This window comes from Microcosmobacter mediterraneus (assembly GCF_031846265.1).
Taxonomy (GTDB): Bacteria; Bacteroidota; Bacteroidia; order Flavobacteriales; family Flavobacteriaceae; genus Microcosmobacter; species Microcosmobacter mediterraneus.
In genome coordinates, this window is sequence record NZ_JAVRIA010000006.1 from 25,053 (window position 1) to 39,785 (window position 14,733).

The 14,733-nt window shown below is 34.1% G+C and carries 10 protein-coding genes; 9 read left to right on the forward strand and 1 reads right to left on the reverse strand.

Annotated features, from left to right (window positions below):
• Positions 1–206 precede the first annotated feature (206 nt).
• From purL to RM697_RS10740, 9 genes are all read left to right on the forward strand, one after another.
• Positions 207–3,884 (forward strand): phosphoribosylformylglycinamidine synthase, encoded by a 3,678-nt coding sequence (purL, locus tag RM697_RS10700; RefSeq protein WP_311427887.1) that lies wholly within the window; start codon positions 207–209, stop codon positions 3,882–3,884.
• A gap of 47 nt (positions 3,885–3,931) precedes the next feature.
• On the forward strand, positions 3,932–4,660 hold the full coding sequence (locus RM697_RS10705; protein WP_311427888.1) for a hypothetical protein: 729 nt from the start codon (positions 3,932–3,934) through the stop codon (positions 4,658–4,660).
• 99 nt (positions 4,661–4,759) lie between these two features.
• Complete coding sequence (locus RM697_RS10710) at positions 4,760–6,535, forward strand: AMP-dependent synthetase/ligase (RefSeq protein WP_311427889.1); 1,776 nt, start codon at positions 4,760–4,762, stop codon at positions 6,533–6,535.
• An 81-nt stretch (positions 6,536–6,616) separates the two neighbouring features.
• A complete protein-coding gene (locus RM697_RS10715; RefSeq protein ID WP_311427890.1) occupies positions 6,617–7,072 on the forward strand; it encodes a MarR family winged helix-turn-helix transcriptional regulator in 456 nt (151 codons plus the stop codon).
• Positions 7,072–9,480: a 3-hydroxyacyl-CoA dehydrogenase NAD-binding domain-containing protein gene (locus RM697_RS10720; protein ID WP_311427891.1), complete on the forward strand. Its 2,409-nt coding sequence runs from the start codon at positions 7,072–7,074 to the stop codon at positions 9,478–9,480. The genes RM697_RS10715 and RM697_RS10720 overlap by 1 nt, the downstream gene beginning before the upstream one ends.
• A gap of 4 nt (positions 9,481–9,484) precedes the next feature.
• Positions 9,485–10,675 (forward strand): acetyl-CoA C-acyltransferase, encoded by a 1,191-nt coding sequence (locus tag RM697_RS10725; protein ID WP_311427892.1) that lies wholly within the window; start codon positions 9,485–9,487, stop codon positions 10,673–10,675.
• Between the two features lie 19 nt (positions 10,676–10,694).
• The gene (locus RM697_RS10730; RefSeq protein ID WP_311427893.1) at positions 10,695–12,497 is read left to right on the forward strand and encodes an acyl-CoA dehydrogenase FadE; all 1,803 of its coding nucleotides are present in this window, start codon (positions 10,695–10,697) and stop codon (positions 12,495–12,497) included.
• Positions 12,498–12,593: 96 nt separating this feature from the next.
• On the forward strand, positions 12,594–13,124 hold the full coding sequence (locus RM697_RS10735; RefSeq protein ID WP_311427894.1) for an RNA polymerase sigma factor: 531 nt from the start codon (positions 12,594–12,596) through the stop codon (positions 13,122–13,124).
• Entirely contained in the window at positions 13,121–13,912 is a 792-nt protein-coding gene (locus RM697_RS10740) for an anti-sigma factor (RefSeq protein WP_311427895.1), read from the forward strand. Before RM697_RS10735 ends, RM697_RS10740 begins: the two co-directional genes overlap by 4 nt.
• On the opposite strand, the gene RM697_RS10745 is transcribed toward RM697_RS10740, so the two are convergent.
• Positions 13,909–14,589: a DUF2441 domain-containing protein gene (locus tag RM697_RS10745; RefSeq protein WP_311427896.1), complete on the reverse strand. Its 681-nt coding sequence runs from the start codon at positions 14,587–14,589 to the stop codon at positions 13,909–13,911. The two genes, RM697_RS10740 and RM697_RS10745, sit on opposite strands and share 4 nt — an antisense overlap.
• Positions 14,590–14,733: the final 144 nt, after the last annotated feature.

A 14,733-nucleotide genomic window follows, 5' to 3' on the forward strand; every position in this document is an offset into this window, starting at 1 on the left:
TTTCAGGACAAAAGTAGAATTTTTGAGCAAAAACTTACATCAGAGTTATTAAAAGTTATTATCAAGAAATTGCATTTATCAATAGGTTTTTACAATCCAATTTTTAGTCTTAATAATTGTGTTGAAAACTGGTTAATAAGACGGTCTATTGTGATCAATTAAACCCTAAAAAAGTGTAAATTTGTGCTTTCAAAAATTTAAAGTAAATGATTCATTTCTTCGGAAACCAAAACAGTAAAGTATTTGCTGTTCAAGCAACAAAAGAATTATCAACAGAAACCATCTCAAAATTGACATGGTTATTTGGCAACCAACCTAAATTAGAACAAGCATCTCTCGATGCTTTTTTTGTTGGTCCTCGTAAAGCCATGATAACACCTTGGAGCACCAATGCTGTGGAAATAACCCAAAATATGGGAATTAAAGGCATTGTTAGGATTGAGGAGTACAAAGCTGTTGGAGAAGATTTCAAAGATTATGACCCAATGATTTCTGAGAAAATCAACAGTCTTAATCAAGATTCATTTACTATAAACATTCAACCAGAACCTATCTTAAATATTGAGGATATAGCAGCTTACAATACTCAGGAAGGATTAGCATTGAGTGATGAAGAAGTAGAGTATTTAGAAGGTGTGTCTAAACGCATAGGAAGACCTTTAACAGATTCGGAAGTATTTGGGTTTTCACAAGTGAATTCAGAACACTGTCGTCATAAAATATTTAACGGAACATTTGTTATTGATGGTGAAGAAAAACCTACTTCGCTTTTTAAAATGATTAAAGAGACTTCAAAGCAGAATCCTAATGATATTGTTTCAGCTTATAAGGATAATGTTGCGTTTATTAAAGGTCCAAAAGTAGAACAATTTGCTCCAAAACGTGCTGATATTCCTGATTATTATACCACTGAAAATTTTGAATCAGTTATCTCACTAAAAGCTGAAACACACAACTTTCCAACTACAGTAGAGCCTTTTAATGGTGCTGCAACAGGTTCAGGAGGCGAGATTAGAGACAGGCTTGCTGGTGGAAAAGGTTCTTTACCTCTTGCAGGAACTGCTGTTTATATGACATCATATTCAAGGTTAGAAAAAGAAAGACCTTGGGAACAAAAATTTGAAGCACGCAATTGGCTTTATCAAACACCAATAGATATTTTAATAAAAGCTTCTAATGGTGCTTCAGATTTTGGAAATAAATTTGGTCAGCCTCTAATTTGCGGTTCTGTTTTAACGTTTGAACATGAACAAGATGGTAGAAAGTTAGGCTATGACAAAGTGATTATGCAAGCTGGTGGAATTGGTTATGGAAAAGCAGATCAAGCTCTAAAAGATACGCCTAAAGAAGGTGATAAAGTTGTGATTCTTGGTGGTGAGAATTATCGTATCGGAATGGGAGGCGCTGCAGTGTCCTCAGCTGATACTGGAGAATTTTCTTCTGGTATTGAGCTTAATGCTGTACAACGCTCCAACCCAGAAATGCAAAAGCGTGCAGCAAATGCTGTTCGTGGTATGGTAGAAAGTGAAGATAATTTTATTGTTTCTATACATGATCATGGTGCTGGTGGACATTTAAATTGCTTGTCAGAATTAGTTGAAGATACTGGAGGGAAAATAGATTTAGATGCCTTACCTGTTGGTGACCCAACGCTTTCTGCAAAAGAAATTATTGGTAACGAATCTCAAGAACGAATGGGATTAGTTATTTCTGAAAAGCATATTAATACATTACATAAAATTGCCGAACGTGAACGTTCTCCAATGTATACTGTTGGTGATGTTACAGGTGATGATCGTTTTACTTTTGAATCTAAAACCAAAGGTGATAAACCTATGGATTTAGCCATGAATGATATGTTTGGAAGTTCGCCAAAAACCATTATGAACGACATTTCTGTAGAGCGTTATTATGGTGGTATATCATACAATACTGATGCGTTTTATGATTATTTAGATCAAGTTTTACAATTAGAAGCAGTCGCATGTAAAGATTGGTTAACTAACAAAGTAGACCGTTGTGTTGGTGGTAAAGTTGCAAAACAACAATGCGTTGGACCATTGCAATTGCCACTCAATAATGTTGGTGTAATGGCTTTAGACTATAATGGTAAAGAAGGTATTGCAACATCAATTGGCCACGCTCCTATTTCTGGATTAATTGATCCAATTGCTGGAAGTAGAAACTCAATTACTGAAGCATTAACCAATATCATTTGGGCACCTCTTAAAGATGGACTAAAAAGTGTTTCACTCTCTGCTAATTGGATGTGGCCTTGTAAAAATGAAGGTGAAGATGCACGCTTATATAAAGCAGTTAAAGCTATTTCAGAATTCTCCATAGATTTAGGTATTAACGTACCTACAGGGAAAGACTCGCTGTCTATGAAACAAAAATATTCTGATGGCGAAGTTATTTCACCTGGAACAGTAATCATTTCAGCAGCAGCCAATTGTAATGATATCGCTAAAGTTATTGAACCTGTTTTTAAAAGAAACCAAGGTGATATATATTATATCAACTTATCTCAAGATGATTTTAAATTAGGTGGAAGTTCTTTTGCGCAAATCAATAATAAAATTGGAAGTGATACACCTACAGTAAAATCCGCTAATTATGTAAAGACTGTTTTCAATACTATTCAACAACTTATAAGAGATGAGCAAATAGTAGCTGGACATGATGTTGCTTCTGGTGGATTAATTACTACGTTACTTGAATTATGTTTTGCCGATAATAACATTGGTGCCGAATTAGATATCACAGCTCTAAATCAAAAAGATGCTTTCAAAGTGCTATTTGCCGAAAATGCTGGCATAGTTGTTCAATCTAAAAATGCTTCAATTGAGACTATTTTAAAAGAAGCTAGAATAGACTTTCATAATATTGGAAAGGTTACCTCATCTGATGTTTTAGGGATTATTAATGGTAGTGAAGTTTTTACAATGACCGTTTCTAGATTAAGAGATGTATGGTATAAAACGTCTCTCCTACTCGATCGTAAACAAACTTCTAATGGTTTGGCAGATGAGCGATTTAACAACTATAAAAATCAACCGTTACAATACAAATTCCCAGAGCATTTTACTGGTAAACTTCCTGTCATTTCGAGCGTAGTCAAGAAATCTCGTCCCAAAGCAGCGATTATCCGTGAAAAAGGTTCAAACTCCGAACGCGAAATGGCAAATGCTATGTATTTAGCTGGGTTTGATGTCAAAGACGTACACATGACCGATTTAATTTCGGGCCGTGAAACACTGGAAGATATTCAATTTATTGGCGCAGTTGGAGGTTTTTCAAATTCTGATGTACTGGGTTCTGCCAAAGGTTGGGCAGGTGCTTTTAAATACAATGAAAAAGCAAATACAGCATTAAAGAATTTCTTTGATCGTGAGGATACGCTATCTGTTGGAATATGTAATGGCTGTCAGTTATGGATGGAGCTCGATCTTATAAATCCAGATCATGAGCAGCATGGAAAAATGACTTATAATGACTCTGGAAAACATGAAAGTGCATTTACGTCTGTAAAAGTGCAAGAGAATAATTCTGTGATGCTATCTACTTTAGCAGGAACAACATTAGGTGTTTGGATTAGTCATGGTGAAGGAAAATTCAGTCTACCATATACTGAAGACCAATACGATATCGTTGCAAAATACAGTTATGAAGGTTATCCTCATAACCCAAATGGTTCAGATTTTAATACAGCCATGCTTTGTGATGCTTCTGGAAGACATTTGGTAACTATGCCTCATATTGAGCGTTCAACCTTTCAATGGAATTGGGCAAATTATCCAGAAGGTCGACAAGATGACGTATCACCTTGGCTTGAAGCTTTTGTTAATGCAAGACTTTGGATTGATGAAAAAACAATTAGATGATGACTTTTAAACCTATAAACTATTTTATATCTGTTTTTTTTGTTTTCATGATATCTAAAAGTTTCGCTCAGTACCGAAGCAATAATTTCAATCACGAAACAAAACCCACTTACTTTTTTGATGAAGAAAATATTGAAATCACAAAATCAATATTCACTAAAAAAATTGAACATAAACTCTTTTATTATGTTAGAATTGAGAGTGATACTACTGTGTTTTACAAATCTCAATGGTCTTACTTTTTTGGAAAACTAAATTCATCAAATAAATCTCAGCTTTTTAAGCTATTAAACTCTAGAAGTAATGTAGATACTACAAAAACCATAGTTATTCATTATTTAGATACACTTAAATTAAAAACTGATTATCCAAAAGAAAATAAAATAGTTTATAATAAAGATAGTACCAGTCATAAACACCTCTTTTCTTATAAATCATTTCTGGATGGCTATGAGAGATGTTATGAGAAGTATGAATCTAGAAAAACTTATGCCAATATTTATCATTTCTACTACATTAATAAAGGTCATCCAGAAAGCATAAAACATTTTGAATGGAAAAAAGATAATTATGGTACTTTAAAATCTCTTTTTCTGAAAAACTTAAAAATTCCAGGAATAATAATCATAAATACTAAAGGTGAGTACTTTATCAACTTTCTTTATGATCCTGATCCTGAACCCAGACTTCACAAAAAACTTATGATGAGTAACAAAAATTGGATAAGACCCTTCAAGAAGTTTATTAAATCAGTTGAAAAATTTAACGATTATTAAAATTAGTTCTTCTTTTTGTTAAAAGATGTTGAAGTAACTTAACTAATTTGAAATTCCTTATTTATTTCATATTTTGCAATACTTCAATAAAACTAACTAATGACTGATATTACAAGACTCTTCGATTTTCCATATTATCAATTAGAACATAAACCTAATGCTTCTTGTTTTGTTACGAAGTACAATGGAAAATGGACTTCGATATCTACAAAAGAATACCTAGATAAAGCTAATGCAGTCAGTAGAGCTTTACTTAAACTTGGTATTCAGAAAAATGATAAAATTGCTGTAATCTCCTCTACCAATAGAACAGAATGGAATATTATGGATATAGGTATATTACAAACAGGAGCACAAAATATTCCTATTTATCCAACGATTTGTGCAGAAGATTATGAATACGTTCTCAATCATAGTGAATCTATATATTGTTTTGTTTCTGACGAAGAGGTTCTAGAAAAAGTCAATAAGGTTAAGGCTAATACACAACTCAAGGAAGTTTATTCGTTTAATCATATAGAAGGTTGCAAACATTATTCAGAATTGTTTGAATTAGGTAAAGATGAAAGCAATCAAAATGAAGTTGAAGACAGAAAAAATAATGTAAAACCAGATGATCTTGCTACTATAATTTACACCTCTGGAACCACAGGTAAACCCAAAGGTGTTATGCTATCGCATTGGAATATTACAAGCAATGTTTTAGATAGCTCTCCCAGAGTTCCATTACCACCATCTGGTGAAACCAGAGTCTTAAGTTTTTTACCAATATGTCACATTTTTGAACGTGTATTAATATATGTTTATCAGTATGCTGGCACTTCAGTTTATTTTGCTGAAGCCTTAGATAAGATTGGAGATAACGCCAAAGAGATTAACCCTAATTTAATGAGCGTTGTACCAAGATTATTAGAAAAGGTATTTGATAAAATTATGCTTAAGGGCGAAGATCTTTCAGGAATTAAAAAAGCATTATTCTTTTGGGCAGTCGGTTTAGGAGAACGTTGGGAACCTTATAGAAAAAATGGAGCTTGGTATGAGTTTCAGCTCAAAATTGCTAATAAATTAATCTTTAGTAAATGGCGTGAGGCTTTGGGAGGAGAACTAGGTACAATGGTATCTGGTAGTGCTGCTTTACAACCAAGACTTGCTCGCATTTTTGGTGCAGCCCAAATGAAAGTTATGGAAGGTTACGGACTAACAGAAACGTCACCTGTAGTATCCGTTGGTATGTATGATGATGCACATTACAAAATAGGAACAGTAGGGAAACCAATAGATAATGTTGAAGTTAAAATTGCCGAGGATGGAGAAATACTCATCAAAGGTCCAAACGTTATGTTAGGTTATTACAAAGATCCAGAAAAAACTGCTAGTGTAATGACTGATGATTACTTTCATACTGGAGATAAAGGTGAAATTGATGAAGATGGGTTTTTAAAGATTACTGGTCGTAAGAAAGAAATGTTTAAAACCTCTGGTGGTAAATATATTATCCCAACACTTCTAGAAAATGAATTAAAGCAATCCTTATTTATAGAACAAGTTATGGTTATTGGTGAGGGCGAAAAAATGCCTGCTGCTTTTATACAACCTAATTTTGATTTTGTAAGAGATTGGATAGAACATAAAGGACATAATATAGGCACAACTGATGAAGAAATTGCTCAGTCTGAAAAAGTCATTAAACGTATTCAAAAAGAGGTTGACAAACACAATACCAAGTTTGGAAAGTGGGAACAGATAAAACGTTTTGAACTAACTCCAGAAGCATGGACAATTGATGCAGGACACCTAACACCTACCATGAAAATGAAACGTTCTGTTATAAAAGATATATACAAAGGTCTATACGATAAAATATATCGTCCTTAATTAATCTGAACTCTTGCTAATTATTAAATTTATTATGCATGCATAATAAATTTTTGTATATTTGGACTTCAATTTTTTCTTATGAAGGACAAAACTATAGACTACGTGTTGCGTACAACTTGGCTAGCAGTCAATAAAATGTACAACGAAGAAGCCGCTAAATTTGGTAGTACTATGGCTACTGGTTTTGCCCTACTAAGTATCGATCCTGAAAATGGTACACCCTCCACATCTCTTGGACCTAAAATGGGAATGGAAGCCACAAGCCTTTCGAGAACTCTCAAAACTATGGAAGAAAAAGGCTTAATCATCAGAAAACCAAATCCAGAAGATGGCAGAGGAGTTCTCATTTATTTAACTGATTTTGGCAAAGAAAAACGTGAGTATTCTAGAGAACGTGTTTTAACCTTTAATGAAACAATTAGGGAAAATATTACTGAAGATCAGCTTAATGGATTCTATGAGGTAGCAGAATTGATTAATAATATGATATCCAATAAAAAAATATATAACCAAAAAGAAATCGTCATTAAATAATGAGCAAACGAAGAATTAAAAAGATAGCCATTATAGGTTCAGGAATTATGGGAAGCGGTATCGCTTGTCATTTTGCTAATATTGGAATAGATGTTCTATTATTAGACATTGTTCCAAGAGAACTTAATGCCAAAGAAAAAGCTAAAGGACTTACACTAGAAGATAAAGTTGTTAGAAATCGTCTTGTAAACGAGGCGCTAGCAGCATCTTTAAAATCCAAGCCTTCACCGATTTATCATCAATCATTTAAAAACAGAATTACTACAGGTAATTTGGAAGATGATATTGCAAAAGTAGCAAATGTAGATTGGATTATGGAAGTTGTTGTTGAACGTTTAGACATTAAACAACAAGTGTTTGAAAAACTTGAGAAGTATAGAACTCCAGGAACTTTAATAACATCTAACACTTCTGGTATTCCTATTAAGTTTATGAGTGAAGGTCGCAGTGAAGATTTTCAGAGGCATTTCTGTGGAACTCACTTCTTCAATCCAGCGCGTTATTTAAAATTATTTGAAATCATTCCTGGACCAAAAACAGATCCATCTGTTTTAGAATTTTTAAACGGTTATGGAGAACAATTCTTAGGTAAAACTTCTGTAATTGCAAAAGATACACCAGCATTTATTGGTAACAGAATAGGTATTTTCTCAATTCAAAGTTTATTCCATGCTGTTAAAGATTTAGACTTAACCATTGAGGAAGTTGATAAGCTTTCAGGTCCAGTTATTGGACGACCAAAATCTGCAACATTTAGAACTGTAGATGTCGTAGGACTCGATACTTTGGTACATGTTGCCAATGGTATATATGACAATTGCCCAGATGATGAGCGTCATGAGTTATTTAAACTACCAGATTTCATTAACACCATGATGGAAAATAAATGGTTAGGAAGTAAGACTAAACAAGGTTTTTACAAGAAAACTGTTAATGCTGAAGGTAAAAAAGAAATTTTATCCTTGGACCTTAACACTTTAGAATACAGAGAAAAGAAACGTGCAAAATTTGCAACTCTAGAGCTTACTAAATCTATTGACAAAGTTGTTGATCGCTTTAAAGTGTTAGTTAAAGGAAAAGATAAAGCAGGCGAATTCTACAGAAAAAGTTTTGCTGCATTATTTGCTTATGTATCCAACCGTATACCAGAGATTACTGACGATTTGTATAAGATAGATGATGCTATGAAAGCAGGATTTGGTTGGGAACATGGTCCTTTTCAAATTTGGGATGCCATTGGTGTTGAAGCTGCAATAGAAATTATGAAAGCAGAAGGTTTAGAGCCTGCTGCTTGGGTAAATGATATGTTGGCTTCAGGTAGTAGCTCATTTTATACAATCAAAGATGGCGCAACTTACGCTTACAATATTCCTACTAAAACACAAGAAAAAATTCCTGGACAAGATGCGTTTATCATTCTAGATAATATCAGAAAATCAAACGAAGTATTTAAGAATTCCGGAGTTGTCATAGAAGATTTAGGTGATGGCATATTAAACTGCGAATTTCAATCTAAAATGAATACCATTGGAGGTGATGTTTTAGCTGGCTTAAATAAAGCTGTCGATTTAGCTGAGAAAGACTTTGAAGGTTTAGTGATTGGAAACCAAGGTGCTAACTTTTCTGTAGGAGCTAATATTGGAATGATATTTATGATGGCTGTTGAGCAAGAATACGATGAGCTTAACATGGCTATAAAATATTTCCAAGATACCATGATGCGTATGCGTTATTCTGCAATACCAACTGTTGCTGCTCCTCACGGCATGACTCTTGGTGGTGGTTGTGAATTGTCTATGCATGCTGATAAAGTTGTAGCTGCTGCCGAAACTTACATTGGACTTGTAGAGTTTGGTGTAGGTGTTATTCCTGGTGGTGGTGGATCTAAGGAAATGGCTCTAAGAGCTCAAGATCTATTCCACAAAGGAGATGTACAGCTTAATGTATTGCAAGAACATTTTTTAACTGTTGGTATGGCAAAAGTTGCGACTTCGGCTTATGAAGCATTTGATATGAATGTGCTCCAAAAAGGTAAAGATGTTATCGTAGTTAACAAAGACAGACAAATTGCTGAAGCTAAAAAACATGCTTTATTGATGGCTGAGGCTGGTTACTCTCAAAAACCTATGCGTAATGATATTCTAGTTCTTGGAAAACAAGCTCTAGGAGCTTTTATGGTTGGAACAGATTCTATGCATGCATCAAGATATATTTCGGAACATGACCAAAAAATCGCCAATAAATTAGCTTATGTGATGGCTGGTGGTGATCTATCAGAACCAACAAGAGTCTCTGAACAGTATTTACTAGACTTAGAACGCGAAGCATTTTTAAGTCTTTGTACAGAGCGTAAAACGTTAGAGCGTATTCAACATATGTTAACTAAAGGGAAACCATTAAGAAACTAAAGAAATGAAAACAGCATATATAGTTAAAGGATATAGAACTGCAGTAGGTAAATCTAAAAAAGGTGCTTTCAGGTTTAAAAGAGCTGATGAATTGGCAGCTGAAACTATTGCCTATATGATGGAGCAGTTACCTGAATTTGATAAAAAACGAATAGATGATGTCATAGTAGGTAATGCTATGCCTGAAGGTTCTCAAGGATTAAACATGGCAAGATTAATCTCATTAATGGGATTAAAAATTGAAGATGTACCAGGAGTAACAGTAAACCGTTTTTGCTCTTCAGGATTAGAAACCATAGGAATGGCTGTTGCAAAAATTCAATCAGGAATGGCTGAATGCATTATAGCTGGTGGTGTTGAAAGTATGAGTTCAGTTCCTATGACAGGTTTTAAACCCGAACTAAACTACGACACTGTAGCTTCAGGAAATGCAGATTACTATTGGGGAATGGGAAATACAGCAGAAGAGGTTGCTCAAAAATTTAATGTATCTAGAGAAGATCAAGATGAGTTTGCATTAAACTCTCATTTAAAAGCCCTAAAAGCTCAAGAAGAAGATCGGTTTCAAGATCAGATAGCACCAATAGAAGTCGAAGAAACTTACATCGATGCTAAAGGTAAACGTTCAACACGTTCTTACACTGTAACTAAAGATGAAGGACCACGTAAAGGATCTAATATTGAAGGTTTACAAAGATTAAGACCTGTATTTGCTGCAGGAGGTAGTGTTACTGCAGGTAACTCATCACAAACAAGTGATGGTGCTGCTTTTGTTATGGTTATGAGTGAAGACATGGTTAAAGAATTAAATCTTAAGCCTATTGCAAGAATGGTAAGTTATGCAGCAGCAGGTGTACCACCAAGAATCATGGGAATAGGACCAGTTGCAGCAATTCCAAAAGCACTAAAACAAGCAGGTATAAAACAAGATGATATTAGCCTTATTGAATTAAATGAAGCCTTTGCCTCTCAATCCTTGGCAGTAATGAGGGAATTAGACCTTAACCAAGACATTGTAAATGTAAATGGTGGAGCTATAGCATTGGGACATCCTCTTGGCTGTACAGGAGCAAAACTTTCGGTACAATTATTTGATGAAATGCGTAAACGTAATATGCAAGGCAAATATGGTATGGTAACTATGTGTGTTGGTACTGGACAAGGTGCCGCAGGAATATTTGAATTTTTAAATTAAAGATAAAAAATAAAAGCAAATGGAAACTTTAGAAAAAGATATACTAAGAGGCGGTCAATTTTTAGTTAAAGAAACTAACTGTGAAGATGTATTTACACCAGAAGATTTTTCTGAGGAACAACAAATGATGAAAGAAGCGGTTATTGAATTTAATGATCGTGAAGTTATTCCGCATAAAGCACGCTTTGAGGCCAAAGATTATGCCTTAACCGAAGAATGCATGCGTAAAGCTGGTGAACTTGGATTTTTAGGTGTAGCTGTACCTGAAGAGTATGGTGGATTAGGAATGGGATTTGTATCAACAATGTTAGTGTGTGATTACATTTCTAGTGGAACTGGTTCATTTAGTACAGCATTTGGTGCGCATACTGGTATTGGTACAATGCCAATTACCTTATACGGAACTGAAGAGCAAAAACAAAAATATGTTCCGCAATTGGCAACAGGAGAATGGTTTGGTGCCTATTGTTTAACTGAACCAGGAGCAGGAAGTGATGCAAACTCAGGTAAAACAACAGCCGAACTTACTGAAGATGGGAAACATTACAAAATCAATGGTCAGAAAATGTGGATTTCTAATGCAGGTTTCTGTAAGTTATTCATTGTATTTGCTAGGATTGAAGACGATAAAAATATCACAGGTTTTATTGTAGAAAATGATCAAGAAAACGGAATCACTTTAGGTGAAGAGGAACATAAATTAGGTATTCGTGCTTCGTCTACACGACAAGTATTCTTTAATGATTGCATGGTCCCTGTTGAGAATATGCTATCCGAAAGAGGCAATGGTTTTAAAATAGCCATGAACGCTTTAAACGTTGGACGTATTAAATTAGCTGCGGCGTGTTTAGATTCTCAAAGACGAATTACTACAAGCGCTATTGCATATGCAAACGAACGTAAACAATTTAAAACACCTATAGCAGACTTTGGTGCCATCAAAGCTAAATTAGCAGAAATGACTACTAGTGCCTATGCAGGTGAATCTGCTTCATATAGAGCAGCCAAAAATATTGAAGATCGCATAGCCATGCGAGTTGCTGCAGGCAACACACACCAAGAGGCAGAGCTTAAAGGTGTTGAAGAGTACGCTATAGAATGTTCTATACTTAAAGTAGCTGTGTCTGAAGATGTGCAAAACTGTGCAGATGAAGGCATTCAGATTTTCGGTGGTATGGGATTCTCAGAAGAAACACCTATGGAAGCTGCTTGGAGAGATGCTCGTATTGCAAGAATTTATGAAGGTACTAATGAAATAAACCGAATGCTTTCTGTTGGTATGCTCGTTAAAAAAGCAATGAAAGGACATGTAGATTTATTAGATCCTGCCATGAAAGTTGCTGAGGAACTCATGGGAATTCCGTCCTTTGATACTCCAGATTATTCTGAATTGTTTTCAGAGGAAAAGGAACTTATTAGTAAACTTAAAAAAGTATTCTTAATGGTTGCTGGTTCTGCAGTACAGAAATTTGGGCCAGATTTAGAACAACATCAACAATTACTAATGGCTGCTTCTAATATATTAATTGAAGTTTATATGGCAGAGTCCACAATCTTAAGAACTGAGAAAAACGCAAAACGTTTTGGTGAAGATGCTCAAAAAGTACAAATAGCTATGGCTAAGTTGTATTTATATAACGCTGTAGATATTATTCAAAAGAATGCTAAAGAAGGTATTGTATCCTTTGCAGAAGGTGATGAACAACGCATGATGCTTATGGGACTTAAACGTTTTACAAAATACGTTAATCAGCCAAATGTTGTTGCATTGCGTAACACCATTGCAGAAAAAGTTAAAGCAGAAAATAAATATTGCTTTTAAACTAAAAACACTCCCAATTAATAGCAAGATAAAAAAGCCTATATCTTATTAGAGATATGGCTTTTTTTATGCTTTGAATTTTCCTACTTTTACAATATGGAGTTAGAGCAACTCATTAAAAAATTTCAACAAAAAGATTCAGCTGCATTTGAAACGCTTTACAATATGTACAGTGAGAGTATGCATGGCGTAATCTATAACATTGTTAGAAATGATGACATTGCTCAAGAAATCTTACAAGATGTGTTCGTAAAAGCGTGGCAAAAATCAGATACCTATTCCGCTAAAAAAGGACGTTTTTTTACCTGGATTTTAAACATTGCTAGAAATGCTGCCATTGATAAAGCACGTTCTAAAGATTTCAAACAATCAAAACAAAACCTCGATGCTCAATTTTTCGTAGATATACTAAACTCTAATGAAAACTTAGATCGAAAGACTGATGCCATTGGAATTAAAAAGTTTGTAGGAAAACTTGCAGACACATGTAAACAACTTATAGAACTCCTATATTTTAAGGGGTATACTCAGAGAGAAACTTCTGAAACACTTGAAATACCAATAGGAACTGTAAAAACAAGAAATAGAAATTGTATCCTCAAATTACGAGAGATGCTTAGTGTATGAATTTAAAGGACTACATAGAATCTGGGATTTTGGAACTGTATGTTGCAGGTGCTCTTTCTGAACAAGAAAATCAGGAGGTGTACGATGCCATACAACAGTATCCTGAGTTGCTACAAGAGGTTTTGAGCATTGAAACTGCGCTCAAAAAACTTGCTGAGCAAGCTAAACCTAATTCTTCTGTATTGTACACATCTATTAAGACTAAAATTGGAGACGATAACGCTAAGGTCATTCCTTTAGATTCTAAAACATCTAGCTGGACAAGACATCTAGGTTGGGTTGCTGCCATTATTTTAGGTGCTGGATTATTCTGGAACTTAAATCAAAAGAATGCCCTACAAGAAAATCTAAGAGTTGTAGAAAACGAAAACCAATTCTTAGAACAACAAATAGAATTATCCAAAACGGATCTCAACGAAGCCAAACGTTTACTGACTATTCTTAGAGATAAAGATATCTTATCTATTCCATTAGGTGGACAGCAAGTGTCGCCAGAAAGTTATGCAAATGTGTACTGGGATAAAGCCAACAATAGCATCTTTTTAGATGTACAAGGCTTACCAGAACCTCCTGAGGGTAAAGTCTACCAAGTTTGGTCACTGACGTTAAACCCGTTAACACCAACGAGTTTAGGTACTATAAATAACTTTAAAGAGGATGCTAATAAGATCTTTGAAATTACAAATGCAAATGCTTCTGAAGCCTTTGGTATTACACTAGAACCAGAAGGTGGAAGCGAATCGCCTACGCTTGAGCAGTTGTATACGTTAGGTACTGTTGCGCCTTAACTCTTAGCTTTTCCATTTAATTCTTCCAATGAATTATATGATTGTAGAACCTTCAGTTTTCCTTCAAATATGACCTCTATAATTGAGTTTTTAGATGTTTTTCCGTTCCAATAGTTGTTAGCATTTTCCTCGAATTCTTTAATTGAAAAGTTCTTTATCTCGCAATATTTCTCATCAGCAGTAAAAGTCTTTCCTTCAATTAATTCAATCTTAAAAATTTTCCTATTTTGAGATTTTAAAATTTCCCACCATCTATGCAATTCATTTATATCACAAATCCAAATACCCTTCTTTCTTGATGGTAAATCAGGATTAATTTTAAGTCTAGTTTTTTCAAAAATATCTTCCCTTATCCATTTAAGGTACTGCTGATTTGTCTTAAAAAATTTAAAAACTAAATCTTCATAAACACGACAATGATCTAGAAATTCAAAATGTTTCTTATTATTGTAAGTACTATAATCTGAAAACTTTTCATCACAATTTTCCTTGCTTAATAAACTGCGAGCAAAAAGAAGTATATCTTCATCTCCATATTTTTTATAATAATCATCTGACAATGAATCAACAATATCTTTTATAAATGAATTTTCAGAATTAATACTAGTATCTATTATTTCATTAATTGACCATTCTCTTCCAAGTCTATTAATTTTTTGAATGTGATAGTAATTCATAAGAACAATTTAATATAAGTAACTAATTATAATAAATTTAATATCAAATAAAAAACACCTACGCTTTCGCGCAGGTGTCTAACAATCAACTAAACTCTAAAATCACTCAAAAATGTTTAGTCAAAAATTTCCCTTTCAAAGCAT